10 protein-coding genes are annotated in these 16,495 nt (G+C 71.6%); 4 read left to right on the forward strand and 6 right to left on the reverse strand.

Translation table 11 applies throughout. The annotated features are described in order from the left end of the window. Positions 1 to 79: 79 nt before the first annotated feature. Positions 80 to 2,347, forward strand: coding sequence for a sialidase family protein (locus Dsi01nite_RS33140; protein ID WP_203850262.1), 2,268 nt, complete (start codon positions 80 to 82; stop codon positions 2,345 to 2,347). Between the two features lie 207 nt (positions 2,348 to 2,554). Continuing rightward, positions 2,555 to 3,628, forward strand: coding sequence for a LacI family DNA-binding transcriptional regulator (locus Dsi01nite_RS33145; RefSeq protein ID WP_203850263.1), 1,074 nt, complete (start codon positions 2,555 to 2,557; stop codon positions 3,626 to 3,628). Between the two features lie 214 nt (positions 3,629 to 3,842). Here the strand turns inward: Dsi01nite_RS33145 and Dsi01nite_RS33150 are convergent, their stop codons facing one another. The 4 genes from Dsi01nite_RS33150 to Dsi01nite_RS33165 form a co-directional block, all read right to left on the reverse strand. Continuing rightward, positions 3,843 to 4,625 (reverse strand): ABC transporter permease, encoded by a 783-nt coding sequence (locus tag Dsi01nite_RS33150; protein WP_203850264.1) that lies wholly within the window; start codon positions 4,623 to 4,625, stop codon positions 3,843 to 3,845. Then, positions 4,618 to 5,394, reverse strand: a complete 777-nt coding sequence (locus tag Dsi01nite_RS33155; RefSeq protein ID WP_203850265.1) for an ABC transporter permease — start codon at positions 5,392 to 5,394, stop codon at positions 4,618 to 4,620. The genes Dsi01nite_RS33150 and Dsi01nite_RS33155 overlap by 8 nt, the downstream gene beginning before the upstream one ends. A 14-nt stretch (positions 5,395 to 5,408) precedes the next feature. After that, positions 5,409 to 6,347 (reverse strand): ABC transporter ATP-binding protein, encoded by a 939-nt coding sequence (locus tag Dsi01nite_RS33160; protein WP_203850266.1) that lies wholly within the window; start codon positions 6,345 to 6,347, stop codon positions 5,409 to 5,411. Positions 6,348 to 6,464: 117 nt separating this feature from the next. After that, positions 6,465 to 8,129 carry a glycoside hydrolase family 99 protein gene (locus Dsi01nite_RS33165; RefSeq protein WP_203850267.1) on the reverse strand — a complete coding sequence of 555 codons (1,665 nt, stop codon included), beginning with the start codon at positions 8,127 to 8,129 and terminating at the stop codon, positions 6,465 to 6,467. 424 nt (positions 8,130 to 8,553) lie between these two features. Here Dsi01nite_RS33165 and Dsi01nite_RS33170 point away from each other — a divergent pair, with 424 nt between their 5' ends. Both Dsi01nite_RS33170 and Dsi01nite_RS33175 read left to right on the forward strand, forming a co-directional pair. After that, a complete protein-coding gene (locus Dsi01nite_RS33170) occupies positions 8,554 to 12,018 on the forward strand; it encodes a caspase, EACC1-associated type (RefSeq protein WP_203850268.1) in 3,465 nt (1,154 codons plus the stop codon). A 35-nt stretch (positions 12,019 to 12,053) separates the two neighbouring features. Next, entirely contained in the window at positions 12,054 to 13,412 is a 1,359-nt protein-coding gene (locus Dsi01nite_RS33175; RefSeq protein ID WP_203850269.1) for a hypothetical protein, read from the forward strand. Positions 13,413 to 13,501: 89 nt separating this feature from the next. On the opposite strand, the gene Dsi01nite_RS33180 is transcribed toward Dsi01nite_RS33175, so the two are convergent. Together Dsi01nite_RS33180 and Dsi01nite_RS33185 are read right to left on the reverse strand one after the other, a co-directional pair. Continuing rightward, positions 13,502 to 13,741, reverse strand: a complete 240-nt coding sequence (locus tag Dsi01nite_RS33180) for a DUF4242 domain-containing protein (protein WP_239136346.1) — start codon at positions 13,739 to 13,741, stop codon at positions 13,502 to 13,504. 124 nt (positions 13,742 to 13,865) lie between these two features. Further along, positions 13,866 to 16,436 (reverse strand): helix-turn-helix transcriptional regulator, encoded by a 2,571-nt coding sequence (locus Dsi01nite_RS33185; RefSeq protein WP_203850271.1) that lies wholly within the window; start codon positions 16,434 to 16,436, stop codon positions 13,866 to 13,868. Between the last annotated feature and the right edge of the window lie 59 nt (positions 16,437 to 16,495).

Genomic DNA, 16,495 nt, shown 5'->3' on the forward strand with positions numbered 1-16,495 from the left:
CGGAGATCTCTTGTGGACGGTCGGCACCGCGATGAGACTCGGCGCCTGACCGGCCCCTCATCCCACCACGGGAGATCCCATGATTCGTACCTCTCTGACGCGGCGGGCGTTTCTGATTCGCAACGGCGCCGCGGTCGCCGCAGCCGCGCTGCTGCCGGGCGCACTCGAAGCGACGCCGGCACTGGCCGCGAACGGATCCGCCTACACCTGGAAGCCCCTCAAGATCGGTGGCGGCGGCTTCGTCACCGGCCTGGTGGCCCACCCGACCACCCCCGACCTCGTCTACGGACGCGAGGACGTCGGCGGCCTGGTCCGCTGGGACGAGATCACCCAGACCTGGACCCAACTGCTGCGCAGCGACGGCGTCCCGGCCCCGGTGCCCGGCGACTATCAGGTCGAGAGCGTCGCCGTCGCCGCCACCAACGACCACCTCGTCTTCGCCGCCGTCGGCGCGGGCACCCCCGAGGGACGCGTCCTGCGCAGCGCAGACCGCGGCAAGACCTGGACCGACAACGGGCAGCGCTGGTTCATCGAGGGCAACAATGACTACCGCACCGGACCGGAACGGCTCGCCGTCGACCCCGGCAACGCGAAGGTGGTCTACTTCGGCACCCGCACCCAGGGTCTGTGGCGCACCCTCGACGGGGGCACCACCTGGGCGCAGGTTCCGCTCTCGCAGCTGCCGGGCGGCAACACCGACGGAAAGATCGGCGTCGTTTCCGTGCTGTTCGACCCGAGCGGAGGCTGCCGGCAGCACCGGACCCTACGCATCTGGGTCATCGTCGCCGGCGCCGGGATCTACCGATCGGACAACGCCGGCCAGAGCTGGACCCGTGTGCACGCCGAGACCGGCCGCACACCGAGCGACGCGAAGATCTCCGGCGACGGCGTCCTCTACGTCGGGTACTCGGCGGCCGGGAACCTGCCGTCGGTCCTGCGCCGCTTCACCGCCTCCGACACCGCGGGCATCGACGTGAGCCCGGTGCCGCAGGGCGGTGCCTACCTGTTCGGCGTCGACCCGCACGACTCCGACCGGCTGCTCGTCACCGACGACGCGGTCCGCGACGGCCACCTGTACCGCTCGATCGACGGCGGCACCACCTGGCAGTCGATGACCTTCGACCTCGCCTACCCGGACGTCACCTGGCCGTCCGGCACCAGCGAACGCGGCTGGCTCTCCACCGGGACGCTGGTGTTCGACCCTACCCACCGCGGTCGGGTCTGGTTCCCGCAGGGCGTCGGCGTGTGGCGCAGCGACGACGCGTTCGGCTCGACCACCGCGATGACGTGGAACTTCGTCAGCAAGGGCATCGAGGAGATGGTCACCTACGACCTGATCGCGCCGCCCGGAGGCAAACCGGTCAGCGCGGTCGCCGACCGCAACGGCTTCCGCCACGACAACGTGAACGCGTACCCGGACAAGCCCATCATCGGCACCGCGTTCTCTGCGGGAACGAGCCTCGCGTACGCCGGCGGCGTCCCCTCGTACGTCGTCGCCGTGTCCAGCGACACCCGGGCCCAGTACGCGCCGCTCGACGCCACCTGGACCAGTGACCCGCAGTCGGCGTACTCCATCGATGGTGGCCGTACCTGGAAACTGTTCAGCGGTACCAAGGCCGACATCACGCAGCGCTACGGCGGCAACATCGCTGTGTCGGCCGACGCCTCGTCGATCGTGTGGATGCCGACGATCCCCGCGAACGCGCAGCAGAACCCCGCGAACGTGCCCTACGTGAGCCGCGACAACGGTCAGAGCTGGACCGCCGCGACCGGTATCACCCCGGGTCTCGGCGTCCACAACCTCATCTGGTGGGGCAGCAAGCGGGCTCTCGCCGCCGACCTGGTCACCCCCGGGCTGTTCTACCTCTACACCACCCGCGACGGCGGCGAGTTCTTCCGGTCCGCCGACGGTGGCGCCACCTGGACGCGGGCGGCCGGGACCGCACCGGGCAGCGACGGCAACGATGCGCACGTCTTCGGTCAGGTCCACGCCGTGCCCGGTAAGGCGGGACACGTCTGGGCCAGCACCGCGCAGGGCGGCCTCTGGTCCTCGGCCGACGGCGGCGACACGTGGGTGCGGGCGCAGGGAGTCCAGCAGGCGACGTCGTTCGGTTTCGGCAAGGCTGTCTCGGGTGACCACCCTGCGGTCTACGCCTGGGCACGGATTGGCGGCACGTGGGGCGTCTGGCGCTCGGCCGACCAGGCTCAGACCTGGACGCTGCTGGCGCAGTACCCCGGCGGCTACTACACCGGAGTCAACGTGGTGACCGGGGACATGAACGTCGCCGGGCGCGTCTACGTCGGCTTCACCGGCAACGGCTTCCTGTACGGACAGCCCGCGGCATGACGTTCTTCGACCGCGTCCGCCCGTCCGGCGCACCCCCGGGCGGGCCCGGACGCGGTCGTGCACGTCGGCCTCGGCCACCTCGGCCTGGTCGAGCGGAGCTGTACGCCCGGCGGTTGCAGCACTGAACGCTGCCGATTGACGTTCAATATTGTTCAGAATATATTGGTGAAACAGTATTGAAACGTTCATCGCCCTCGCGGAGTGACCATGGCGCGTACCGGTCGGCCGACCCTGCAGGACGTGGCGAGCCGGGCCGGGGTGTCGATAGGCACGGCTTCGAGCGTCTTCTCACGCCACCAGCCGGTCGCCCCGCGCACCCGTGAAGCCGTGCTGTGCGCCGCCGCCCAGCTGAATTACCAGCCGCGCAGCCGGCCGGCCGGCTCATCGGTCCCCGGCCTGACCTCGGTGGCGGTCCTCGCTCGGCCGGTGCACTTCCCGGCCGAGGCCAACCCGTTCTATTCGCAGGTGCTGCTCGGGGTGCGGCGCGCGGCGGCGGAGCTCGGCATCACCGTCGAGCTCGAGGCGCTCAACAGCGCGGGCACGTCGGCGATGAACGGGACCGACAAGCTCCCGCTGCTGCTGCTGCGGCGCGAGGCAGTCGAGGGCGTCCTGGTCTTCGGCCGGATCAGTCCGCGCCTGATGGAGCGGATCCTGGCGACCGGCGTCGCCTGCGTGCTGGTCGACCACACGATCCGCGAGCTGCCGGTCGACAGCATCCGCGCCGACGACCGCCTCGGTGCCATGCTCGCCACCGAACACCTGATCAAGCTCGGCCACCGCGAACCCGTGCCGGCGCTGATCACCGGCCCGCACGATCTGGCGCCGGCCGCCGACCGGAACGCCGGCTACCGCGCGGCCCTGGCCGCGCACGGGCTGCAGCCCGACCCGCAGTACATCCGTCAGGTGCCGGGCGCCGACGTCTTCGGCGCCCGGCAGGCCATGCGGCAACTGCTCGACCTGCCCAAACCACCCACGGCGGTCTACTGCTGGAGCGACACCGCCGCTCTCGGCGCGCTGCAGTCGCTGCGCGAGCGCCGGGTCGCGGTGCCGCGGCAGTGCTCAGTAATCGGTTACGACGATATCGACATGGCGGCCGTGTCCACGCCGGCCCTGAGCACTGTGCACGTCAACCGCCCGCTGCTCGGCGCGCAGGGCCTCTGGCATCTGGTTCAGCGCATCCGGCAACCGGACCTGCCCCGCCGCATCACCCATGTCGACGTCCAGCTCACCGTCCGCGCCACCACGGCACCACCCCTGCGCTCCGCGCTCGCCACCCGCTGACCGCTGATGCGGGTGGGCGGCTGTTTTCATGCCGCTGCGTGTCGTCCGTGGCATCCCCGATCCGCCGACATCCACGCCCCGCGTGCCCGGCGTCGACGCGCCAATATCGCCGCCCACCCCTGACCGCCCCTCCACCTCAGGTTCAACGGTAGGGATGCCGCCATCGGCATCCCTACCGCGTCGTCATGAGGGCATCGATGAACGCCCGCGAGGATCAGGTGCGCAGCGTCCGGTCCAGGCGGCGCACGGCGACGAGCAGGGCGGCGAGGCCCAGCACCACCAGGTAGGCGATCGCGATCAGCGCGTGCCGCCAACCGGTGCCGAGGAAGCAGGCGCGGACCAGCTCGATGCTGTGATAGAGCGGCAGTGCCTCCACCAGCCACTGCACCGGCTTCGGGTACACCGACAGCGGGAAGAACGTCGTGGAGAACAGGAACATCGGCAGCATCACCAGCTGGATCAGTTGCGTGTCCTGCCAGCTGCGCAGCAGGGTCACCACGACCAGCCCGAGCGAGGCGAAGGTCGCGCCGATGAGCAGGGCGGCCGGGACGACCAGCAGCGCGGTCCACGTGCCGGTGAGGCCGATGAGGCTCACCGCCACCAGGAACGTGGTGGACACGATGGTGCCGCGCAGCAGCGCCCAGGTGACCTCGCCCAGCGCCACCGCGCGGCTGGACATCGGGGTGGTGAGGATCGCCTGGTAGGTCTTCTCGGTGGCGAGCTTGGCGTACATGTTGAACGTCGTCTCGTTCATGGCGCCGTTCATCGCCGCGGTGGCCAGCAGCGCGGGCGCCACGAAGCGGGGGAAGCTGACGGTGGTGTCGGCGAGGCCGGGCACGTTGCCGACGAGGACGCCGATGCCGACCCCGAACGCCAGCAGGTACATCATCGGCTCGAAGATCTCGGCCAGCAGGACCGGCCAGGTGTGCCGGTAGATGAGCAGGTTGCGCTCGACCATCGAGAACGCCCGGCCGGGGCGCAGTGTCAGCTCAGACATACAGCTGCCTCCGGTAGTTGCGCCGGGCGAAGGCGATGCCGGCGGCGGTGAACGCGGCGAGATACGCCACGTGGATGAGCGTCAGGGGCAGCGTCGCGGTGTCGAGCGCGACGCCGCGGGCCAGGTCGATGCCGTGCCACAGCGGGGTCGCCCAGGCGACCGGCTGCAGCCACGACGGCAGCTGCTCGATGGGGAAGAACGTGCCGGAGAACATGTACAGCGGCAGGATCACGAAGCGGAACATCATGTTCAGCTTCGCCGGGCGGTCGACGGTCACCGCCCAGGCCGACGCGGGAGCGCAGAACGCCACCGCGACGAGGACCGCGATCGGGACCAGCAGCGTGGCATGGACGAGGTCGACGGCGCCGAAGCACGCGCAGACGGCGATGAACAGGATCGCGTTCTGTGCCGCGCGCAGCAGCCAGAACAGCAGGTGCCCGTGGAAGATGTCGGCGGGCCGCAGCGGGGTGGCCGAGGCCGAGCGGTAGTTGCCGGTCGGGCGGGTGCTCTGGAACACCGGGCCGGCCGCCTCGAGGAACGCCGTCTGCATGACGGCGGCGACGAGCAGCCCGGGCACGATGAACTCGGCGTAGGTGTGCCCGTGCAGCTGCGGGTTGGGGCGGTCGTCGATGAGCTTGCCGAGGCCCAGCCCGAGGGCGATCATGAAGAACAGTGGGTTGACGACGCTGATCACGATGCTGCCGCGCCAGGTGCGGCGGTAGCGGAACAGCCAGTAGGTGAGCCCGCGCACGGCGGCGGTGGTGGTCATCGGTGGTGCCCCCGTTATTCGACGAGCGAGCGGCCGGTGAGGGTGAGGAAGACGTCCTCGAGCGTCGAGCGCCGCACGAAGGCGCCGGCCGGGCGCACGCCGAGCGCGTGGACCGCGGCCAGGGTCGACTCGCCGTCGCCGGTGTAGAGCACCAGCCGGTCCGGCAGCACCTCCACCCGCTCGGTCACCCCGGCGCACTTGTCGATCATCAGCTGCCGCTCGTGGGCGGCGAAGCGCAGCTCGAGCACCTCGCGGGTGCTGTGCCGCTCGATGAGGTCGGCGGGTGAGCCCTCGGCGACGATCTTCCCGGCGTCCATCACCACCAGGCGGTCGCACAGCTGCTCGGCCTCGTCCATGTAGTGCGTGGTGAGCAGCAGCGTGACGCCGTCCTCCTTGAGCTGGAACAGCCGCTCCCACAGCAGGTGGCGCGCCTGCGGGTCCAGACCCGTGGTCGGCTCGTCGAGCAGCAGGATCTCCGGCTGGTTGATGAGCGCCCGGGCGATGGTGAGCCGCCGCCGCATGCCGCCGGACAGGGTGGAGACGGCCTGGCTGCCCTTGTCCTCGAGGCGGCTGAAGGCCAGCAACTGGTCGCAGCGTTCCCGCAGGGCCTTCCACGGGATGCCGAAGTAGCGGCCGTAGATGAGCAGGTTCTCCCGGACGGTGAGCTCCGTGTCGAGGGTGTCGTCCTGCGGCACGACGCCGAGACGGGCGCGGATCCGTTCGCCGTCGCGGGCCGCGTCCATGCCGAGGATGCGCAGCGTGCCGCTGGTGACCGGGGAGACGCAGGCGATCATCCGCATGGTCGAGGACTTGCCCGCGCCGTTGGCGCCCAGCACGCCGAAGGCCTCTCCCGGGCGCACCTCGAAGTCGATGCCCTTGACCGCGGTGTACGGCTCCGAGGTCACGTAGGTCTTCGTCAGGTCGCGGGCCTCGATGAGTGGCGCAGTGGTCATGAGTCGTGAAGCTAATAGAGATCGTTTGGAATTTGCAACGCATTACCAAGTTTTGTGCACATGATCGTCGAGAATGGCGCGGGAGGGAGTGCCGGCACCCCCTCCCGCGCCTTCGGTCTACGCCTGGACCTGGTCGAACTGCTCCCAGCCGCCGATCGCCGCGCGGTTGGCGATCAGCGCCGCGGCGCCGGCGTTCTCCGCGCACACGTACTGGTTGTTGACCGTGGCGAGCAGGCTGACCGTGCCGTTGCTGTTGCGGATCAGCTTGAACGTCTCCCACGGTCCGGCGGCGGTACGGTTGGCGATCAGCGCCGCGGCGCCCGCGTTCTCCGCACACACCAGCCGGCTGTTGACCCTGGCGCGCAGCGCGACGTTGCCGCCGCCGAGGTCGACCACCTCGAACCGCTCCGCGGTGCCGACCGCGGTGGCGGAGGCTATCAGCGGCGAGTTGCCGCTGTTGGGCGCCGAGACGTAGCGGTTGTTGGCCCGGGACCGGAACGCGAACGAGGTGCCGGTCGGTGGGGTGCTCGGCGGGTTGGTCGGGCCGCCGGCGATCGGCTGGGTCGGCCGGGTCGCGGTCAGCGGCGTCTCCCGCTTGAACATCCGGCCGCCGTCGGCGGTGAGCCGCAGGTAGTAGTCCGAGGAGCAGGCGACCCCGTCGGCGTCGAGCGCGGGATGGCCGAAGTTCGTCGGCTGCATCGACGCGTTCTCGGCCGTCTTCGCGATCTGGTTGCCCTCGTTGAACTCGTCGAACATGGACACGTACAGGCCCTGCGCGCCGAGCCGGGTCATGTTGTAGATGTGCCGCCAGTAGAAGTCGCCGTGGGCGCGGGCACCGTTGGACAGGTCACCGGGCATGACGCACGGCTGGTAGTCGATCCCCCTGGCGTTGCAGTCGGCCTGGTCGCCGACGTTGACGTTGTTGTAGTACGAGTCGAGCCCGGCCACGTCGCCGGTCCGCCCGACCATCCACGGCGAGATCATGTTGAACGCGTGGTACACGTCCAGGAACCCGGGCCGCGAGTCGTTGATGCCGGTGCGCCACCACGTCGGCACACCGCCGATCACGTAGCAGCCCTGGGCCTTGAACCAGTTGATGACGTCCAGGCACGGCCCGGGCGTGAACGGGCGCCCGGCGTCGTTGAACCCGAAGCCCCAGATGCACACGACCGGCTTGCCGTTCTGCCGCGCGTACGCCGGCGACGCCGTGTACGCCGACATCTTCGTCGTCCAGTCGGTCTTGATCTGCGACTGCATGTTCGTCCAGCTGGTGACGTCGTACATGATGTAGAACTTGCGCCCGTACGCCTCCGCGGCCTGGCGGACCTTGACGGTCATCGCGTCGCGGATCGGCCCTTCCCCGCCGACCGGGTTGAACCGCTGCAACGCGGCCGTGTCACAGCCGTAGTCGCGCATCCACTTGAAATGCGTGTCGACGGTCTGCTGGTCGTAGGACGAGAACAGCTTGGCGGGCTGCCCGTTGCCGAGGTTGGCGTACGCGGTCGTGTAGCTCTTGGTGTATTCGCGCATGTCCGGCCACGACACCAACGTCGTGTTGCTCGGCGACGGCGGCTGACTGCCGTTGGCGCTGTAATGCCACCACTGGTTGATCGGTGACCCGTCGCCGAGGCAGGAGAACCAGCCCTGGTAACCGACGGAGATCTTCCCGACCACATCGCCAGGAGCGCTGGCGGCCTCGGCGTTACCGGCGACGTACGCGGTCGCACCGAGCCCGGCCGCGGCCACTCCGGCGGCCAGGACCTGGCGCCTTGAGAGACTCATGAGGTGTCCTTTCAGACGGGAACGCGGGTGGAATGCCACATGGCGGTGGGCGCCTGCCGCATCGCAGGCTTCCGCGTCGTGCGCGAGGACAGGGACGTGCCTGGCCCACGCGGGTGGGCAGGCGGCGGCGAGCGACAGCGGCGCGCGGACATCGGGCGGACTCCGGCACTTCACGGAGGAGCGCGCCGAGCGCACCTGGAGGAACGGCGTCCCGCGGTGAGGGTGCGCAGGAGCAGGCCGTCTTCACCTGGACCTTTGCAAGCTACGCCCCGGTTTGTCAACCTCCCGAACGAATTACGGCCCATCTATAACGGCACGTCAACGAGCCCTGACCGGCGGTGCACGCAGATCCGAACCGCAGAGACTCGGCAACGTGACCGATCGTAGGAAGAGTTCCTTTTGTCGATGTCTTTAGGCTGCGGCAATGCAGATCGCGATGAGCGACGCCGAGCCGCCCGCGCATCTGCCAGACCCTCTGAAGTCCCGCGCCGTGCTGATCGGTACCGCGTCATACGAGCACCTCGAGGACCTCCCGTCGGTTGCCAACAACCTCAGCGACATGCGAGCCGCGCTCACCGACCCTGAGCTCTGGGGATTATCGCCGGCGCACTGCCAGGTCCTTGCCGATCCGGAAGAACCGCGCCTCGTGCTGGAGGCGATCAGCGCCGCGGCGCAGGCGGCCACTGACGCGCTCGTCGTCTACTTCACCGGCCACGGCCTGCTCATGGGGTTGGAGCTGTTTCTCGGTCTGCGGCCGTCCCGCACGGGCCAGCGCCACAGCGCAGTGCCGTATGACGAGATCCGGCACGAGGTCGTCGATGCCACCTGTTACAACAAGGTGGTCATCCTCGACTGCTGCTACAGCGGCAGGGCCTTGAAGGGGCACATGACGGACGCCATCGAGCTCGGCGACCTCGCCGGCATCGACGGCACCTATCTGATGACCGCCACCACCGAGACGGCAATCGCGCTGGCACCCCCGGGGGAGCGGCACACCGCCTTTTCCGGCGCCCTTATCGACCGGCTCGTCCACGGCGTGCCGGACGGACCGGACCTGCTCGACATGCAGACGCTGTACTACAACGTCCGCAACGACCTCGTGCAGCGCGCACGCCCGAGGCCCCAGCAGCGCAACCGCAACGACGGTGCCCGCATCGCGTTGGCCCGCAACCGTGCGCGGCAACAGCACCGGACGCGGCCGGCGCACCACGCTGCGCCCCCAGCGCCCGCGCCTCCGGACTGGGTGCGGTCGCTGCTGTCCGCCGCCCCGGCCCGGATCTGTGCGCAGATCGCGGACCTGCGGCGCACGGACCGCGGCGCCGACGTGTCGGCGTTGCTGTCGGCGGTCGGTCGGCGCCGGGATCCGCAGGGCGTCGTCGCCGTTGTCGGCGAGCTGCAGGAACTCGGCGATGTCGCCTCCTGGCAGGCAGTGTTGGAAGCCGCGGCCTCCCGGTCACCGGCCGACGTGTGCAAGGTCGTGGCGACGTTTCGGGCCCTCGACCAGCCGCAGCCGGCGGACACCGTCCTTGAGCGAGCGGCCGCCGTTTCCGTCGACACCGCAGCCGGGCTGGCGCAACTGCTGACCGGTGCTGCGGCAGACCTTCGCCTCGTGCTCGACGCGGCCCTGGCGGCCGCTCAGGGCCGGGACCTGCTGCTGGACCTGGTCGGGGCGCTGTGGGCGGCCGGCCTGCGCGACGACGTCGACGGCATGCTGCAGCGGGGCACCGCCAGGATGTCGCCGGAGCAGACGCTGCAGATCGCCGACGAGCTGCGCTCCGTCGGGCAGGATCAGTCCGCGTTCGGTCTGTATCCGGCGGCGGCGGCGCTGCTGGCCGAACGGGAGGCGGACACCATTGCCCGACTCGTGGCGAGCATGGTGCAGGCCGGCAGGAGCGCGGAGGCCGAGCTGATCGTCGTCGCCGCGGTCGCCGCCCGGCGCACGGCGGTCGAACTGGCCGAGCTGGCGATGACCCTGAGCGCCGTCGGTCAGGGGCAACTCGCCGACCAGGCCCTGGCGCAGGCCGGTCGGATGGACGCCGACGACGACATTCTCGACGCTGTCGTGATGCTCGTGTCGGCCGGCCACGAGGACGCCGCCCTACGGATGAGCCATGCCGCGGCCGCGGACCGCTCCGCCGCCCGCACCGTCGCGCTCGTGCGGGCGCTCCGCGAGCGGGGACGTCCCCTGGACGCAAGAACCGTCCTGCTGCGGGTGGGCCTGGGGCTCCCCTTGCCGAAGCTCATCGTCCTCGCCGCGCTCGCTGATGAGGCGGATCGCAGGCTGCTCGTCGACCTGGTCCTCGATCGTGGCCCTGAGGCGCTGTCGGAGCTCGTGCATCACGCGATCATCAATGACGGCGCCGCGGTCCTGGATCTGCTCGCCCGCCGCCTGTCCGCCGACGGTCCGAACGGCATCTTGGCCGCTCTGGGCGGTCTGCGGTCGCGGCTGCCTCCCGGAGAAGGCGGCGCGTTGCTGGCACCGGCCGTGCGGGGACTGAGCGCCGCCGACCGCGAGGCGTTCGCCGTTGCCCTGGCAGGGCGGGACCCGCGGAGCGTTGCCTGGACGTTGTCGGGCCTTGCGGTCGACTCGTCGGACGCTTTCGCTGCCGTGTCCGACGCGGTGCTGCGTGCCCTGACGATCGACCGGCTGGTCGATCTGGCCGACGCACTGCAGGCCGACTCCGGCGTCGTGACCACACCGATCACGCACGACCTGGCCCTTGAGGTCGTCGACACGATCGCCGGCCGGCCCGCCCCGCTGTCGTCGGTCGCGCTGGTGCGGCTGATCTGGGCCGAGGACCCGGTCGCTCGGCGGGCCGCCTGGTGGATCGCGGACCGGCTGACGACGCCCGAGACCGAGGTGACGCTCGGCGGTGCCGCCGACGCGATGCCCCACGACGCGTCGAGGTCGTCGCAGTATGCATGGCTGCGCGCGCCCTTCCGGGGGTCCGCAACGCTGCGGAAGATCGTGGGCCGGGTCGGCTATCTGTTGAACACCATGGACCCGGCGGACGCCCCGGCGGCCGGCGGCGAACTGGACCCACGGATCGTGGTCGGGATCTTCGTGTACTTCGAGCAGTTCGACGGCACCGACCTGCGCGCGTCCGGCTCGCCGGTGGGACAACTGGTCCGGGGGCTGGCGAAGGCCTCTGGGCACCTCGGCACCGGCTCCGTCGCCCCGTCCACGCTCCGCAAGGCATTCGCTGTCCACGCGCAGCGCGACGAGGAGCGGGCCAGGAGCGCGGCGATCACGATCTGTGTCGCCGGTAGCCGCCGGGCCGCCCTGCCACGGCTGCTGGCGACGCTTCCGACCGCGGTGCTGACCGAGTGTGCCTGCCAGGTCTACGCCGGCCGGCTACCGGACGGCAGCGCCGCGCTCTTCTGGCGGACTGTCGCGGATCTGCCGCGGGCTTCCGACGCGCGGGTCCTCCGGAACCTTTTCGGCGTCATCGCGGGGCTGCTTGCGATCGGTCTCTTCCTGACCGGCGCGGTGTCCGTGCTCGGCAACCTGGTCGGGCACCGGGACCATACGCCGGTCTGGATGCTCATCGTCGCGACCGGGCTTCCCGTCCTCGCCGTGTCCGGCCATCTCGCCGAGCGGACCGCCAGCTGGCGCTCGAACCACACGGATATGATCCTCGGCCTCACGATCTCCACCTGGGTGATCAGCGGACTGGCCGTGCTCGTCGTTGGACTGCACGCCGCCGCGGAGTTGATCACCTGGCCCGTCCTGCTCGGCGCCGCCGGTCTGCTGGCCGCGACGATCACGACGGCGGCGATCAGTACCCGACTCCAGACCCGCGCCGCAGAGAACCCGTGCCGAACGATCCTCGAACGCGACAAACGCCTGCACCCACGGGATCTGACGCTCCGAGAAGTCACCCCCTGACCACGGCGCCGGGCGGGTGCGCATAGCGTCGCGGTGTGCAGAGAGGCTGGACGGACGGGCTGGAGCCGTGGCAGAGCCGAGTGTTCGCGGCCGGGTGTGCGCAGCGGGTGACGCCGCTGGTGGAGGCGTTCGGCACGGACACCGAGCGGTGGGCGTGGCGGGAGGCGCTCGCGGCGCTCTGGGCCGGCGCGGCGTTCGACCCGCGGGTGGTGTACCGGTCCTGGCGCACTGGAACGCGGGCGCTGTTCCGTCCGGCCCTGGACCTGATCGGCGACGCGCTGGTGACCCGCAACCCCGACCCCGCGGTCGCGGCGGCAGGGGCGCAGGACGCGGGCTTCGACGCCGGCGATGTGGTGTCCGGCCTGGCGGAGGACTACGGCGCGCTGGCGCTGATCGCGGCCGAGGTCGACGCGCAGGTGGAGACCCTGGAGCTGGTGCGGCGGCTGCCTTTCGATGAGGCGACCGCGGCCGTGCGGGCGGTGGCGCTGGACCTCGGGCCGGTCCTGGCGGGCATCGACCTGCCGCGGTCCGGTCCGCTGGGGCCGCGCCCCGGTCCTCGGGTCCGGCACCTGGGGCATCCGGCGGGTGGCGCCGTACCCGCAAAGCCGCAGGAGCCGACCGTGCTGGTGGCGGCGGACGCGCCGGCGTTCGATCCCGGCCCGGACGGGCGCCCGCCGTTCCGTTCCGGGGACGTGCTGCGGCTGGACTGCCCGCCGGCGGACACGGTGGTCACGGCGGAGCACGAGGACCGGCTGACCGTCGAGCACCCGTGGCAGCCCGGGATGCTGTGGTCGCTGCCCCGCCGCCCGAACACGTCCAGCAGCGGCGACAACTGGACGCCGGTGCGCATCGAGCCTGATCCGGCGACGCTCGGGGCCGGGGACGCGTGCCGGGTCGGCATCGACGACACCGCCGTCTACCTGGTCGAGGCGTACACGTCCACGCCGCGCCGCTCGACCCGTGCGCTCGCGTGCATGGCGGCGTGGCCGGTGGGCGTGCAGCCGCTGGGTGGGTACGGCCGGTACGACGAGCCTCTCGATCCGTACGAACTGCCGCTGCGGGTCGTGCTGGTGCACCGCGGGTACGCGTACCTGACGCCGGGCGAGCGGGTCGTCGACGCGGATGGCACGGAACTGGACTTCCACCCGCCGCTGCTGTTCCTGCACCCGGATGCGGACGTGCGGGACACCACGCGCTGGCCGGTGGCGCAGGTGCCGCGCTGGCCGCTGCGCCGGGCCGGCGGCACGGTGATCGGCGAGACGGCGTCGGGCTGCCACGACGAGGAGGCCGACGCCTGGGAGGCGGCGGCCGGTGTCGCGCTGCCCGCCGAGTATGAGCTGGTGCCGTGGTTCCTGCGGGTCGGCGACCGGTCGCCGACCTACCGTCCGATGTAGCCCTGACACCGTGGCGGTGGTCACGCCCCCCGCGTGACCACCGCCCGGCCGGACCCTGCCTCCCTCGGTGGGCAGGGTTGCATGTGGGGCTATGAGCCTTCCTGGACCTGGTAGATCTCGTCGGCGACCAGGCCGTGCGCCTCGCGGTGGACGGCGTGTGCCGCCTCGGCCGACGGCGCCTCGGCGAGACAGAAGATCTTGCCGCGGTCCTCGTCGACCCAATACCGCAGGTAGCTGACGTCATATTTGCTCTGCACCCGCAGGTCGGCCATGTGCGCCTTGACGACGTCGTCGACGGAGACACCCCCGCCGATATTGTGAATGTCCATGTACAGCGGCATCGGTGCTGCCTCCTCGGTCGTGACGTGCCTTGACCGTACGGAACCGAACGCCCGCCGCGGATCGGTAGCCGACCCTGAGGTTTGCCGCACCGGTACCCAGAAACGCCGGTACCTAGAACCGGGCCGCGGAGCCCTGCACCTTCCGGATCGCCTTCGCCCGGGTGGACACGCCGAGCTTGGACAGGACCGCGGACACGTGGTGGTCGACGGTCTTCACCGACAGCACGAGGTTGGCGGCGATCTCGGCGTTGGTGTTCCCGGCACAGATCAGGTGCAGCACCTCCTGCTCGCGCCGGGTCAGGCCGTGCGGGTCGGCCCGCGTCGCCGTCTGCGGGCCGGTGGGGACCGACCGGATCCCGCGGTCGCGCATCAGCTGCCGGGCCACCCGCACCGCGGCCGTCGCACCCAGGTCGCCGAGCATCCCCACCGCCCGGCGCAGCGACTGCTCGTCGGCGGCACCCAGCAGCGCCAGCGCCGCGTCGTACGGGCAGCTCAGGTCGAGCCAGGCCGCGGCCGCACCGGCGCAGTCACCGCCGATCTCCAGCCGGAACGGCTCGGCCAGTTCGCCGCGTGCGGGCCGGTCGGAGCCGGTGCGGCGCAGCCAGACCGCGACCCAGCCGCGCATCCACCCGTCGGCGTCGCCGACCACGTCGTCGGCGAGTTCGGCCTCGACCCGGGCGTCCTGCACCTTGCCCGCCAGCCAGAACGCCTCGGCCCGGCCGATCCGCGACTTGACGATCCACTGCGGCTCGCCGCAGCCGTCGGCGGAGGCGGCCGCCTCGTCCAGCGCCGCCCAGACGCCGTCCTCGTCGCGCCGGGCCCGGACCGTCGCGACGCAGTACAGCACGTAGATCCGGTTGATCGGGGACGCCTCCTCGACCCGCGTCAGCACCTCGCGGCACAGCGCCAGCGCGTCGTCCCAGCGTCCCATCCGCGCCAGCGAGTTGGCCCGCTCGCCGCGCAGGCAGGTGCCGAACGTGTCGACGTCGAACTCGTCGCAGTAGGCGATGGCCTCCTGGTACACCGGGTCCGCCTCGGGGTAGCGACGCTCCCGGCACAGCATGCCGTACAGGTTGGTGTACGCCCGGCCGGCCTGCCCGTCGAGCCGGTTCGCCACGGCGATGTCCAGCGCGCGGCGGATCAGCCCGGTCCAGTCCTGGCCGAGCATGCGGCGCGCCACCGCCTCGGTGTTCATGGTGTCGCTGAGCACGTCGACCAGGCCGAGCGGCGCGGCGATGTCCTGGCTGCGGCCGGCCAGCTCGACGGCCTCGGCGTTACGGTCGGCGAGCAGCCGCTGCTTGGCCAGGTGCCCGTACGCGCGGGCCAGTTCGACGCCGGGCCCCAGCGGCTCGAGCACGGCGATGGCCGCCTCGGCGTCGCCGATCGCCTCCCGGCCCCGGCACAGGCTGACCATGGCGGCGGAGTGCAGCCGCAGCGCCGCGCCCTCCCGCAGCGGGTCGCCGGCGGCCCGCCACAGCGTCCGCGCCCGGTCCGCGGCCTCGGCCACTCCCGCCCAGCCGTCCACGAAGGACAGTTCGACGCCGAGCGCGTCGTAGAGCCGCGGATCGTCGGGGTCGCAGCGCACCGCCCGCTGATACTGCGCCGCCGCCTCCCGGTGCGACTTGAACCCGGCCGCCCGTCTGGCCGCCCGGACCGCGTGGTGCAGCGCCGCCGCGGTGTCACCCGCCGCCTCGGCGTGGTGCGCCAGGCCCGCGTCGTCGTCGCTGCCGAGGTCCTGCAGCGCCGCGAGGATCCGGGCGTGGATGAGCCCGGTCCGGTGCGCGGGCACGGCCTGCTCCACGGCGAGGCGGCCCAGCTCGTGCCGGAACCGCAGGCCGGGCCCGTCGCCGACGAGCAGCCCCGAGTCGACGAGCTCATCCAGGACGGTGGCCGAGGCGATGGTGGCCGCGGCCAGCAGCCGAGGCTCGATCCGGGTGCCGATCAGCGCCGCCGCGTCGAGCACCCCGCGGGCGTCGCCGGACAGCTCCGCCACCCTGGCCAGCACCGCGTCGCGCGCGGACGCCGGCACCGTCGCTGCACCGGCCCGCACGACCTCGCTCACGAAGTAGGGGTTGCCGCCGGTCAGCCGGTGCAGCGCGACCGGCTCCAGACCGTGGTCCCCGGCCAGGACCGCGACCGCGTCCGCGGACAGCGGCGCGAGCCCGATCCGGCGGGTGGAGCGCTGCCGGCCCAGGTCGCCCAGCGCGATCCGCAGCGGGTGCCCGGGCGCCAGGCTGTCGTCGCGGTAGGTCACGACCAGCAGGACGGGGACGTTTCGCACCCGGCGGGCCAGGAACCGCACCAGGTCGATCGTCGCCTCGTCGGCCCAGTGCAGGTCCTCGATCACGACGACGTGCAGGGTGCCGGGAGCGCCGAGCTGCCGCAGCAGCGCCCCGAACAGCTCCTCCCGGGAGCCGCCGGACCGGGACAGCTCCAGCAGCTCCCCGCCGAGCTCGGCGGCGATGTCGAACAGCGGCCCGAGCGGCCGGGGCGTGAACAGGCCGTCGCACAGCCCCCACGCCCACCGCGCGTCGGCGAGGCGTTCGGCGAGGACCTCGACCAGCGTCGACTTGCCGACGCCCGCCTCGCCCGCCACGAGGACCAGGCACCCCTGCCCGGCCCGCGCCTGCTGCGCGTATTCGCCCAGCGACGCCAGCGCGGCGTCCCGTTCCAGCAGATCCATGGCTCCCCCAGCCCTCCGACGGCCCACAGTACGCGGCCGGCAGGTCCGGGCAGGGGGTG

Source organism: Dactylosporangium siamense, from assembly GCF_016862795.1.
GTDB lineage: Bacteria > Actinomycetota > Actinomycetes > Mycobacteriales > Micromonosporaceae > Dactylosporangium > Dactylosporangium siamense.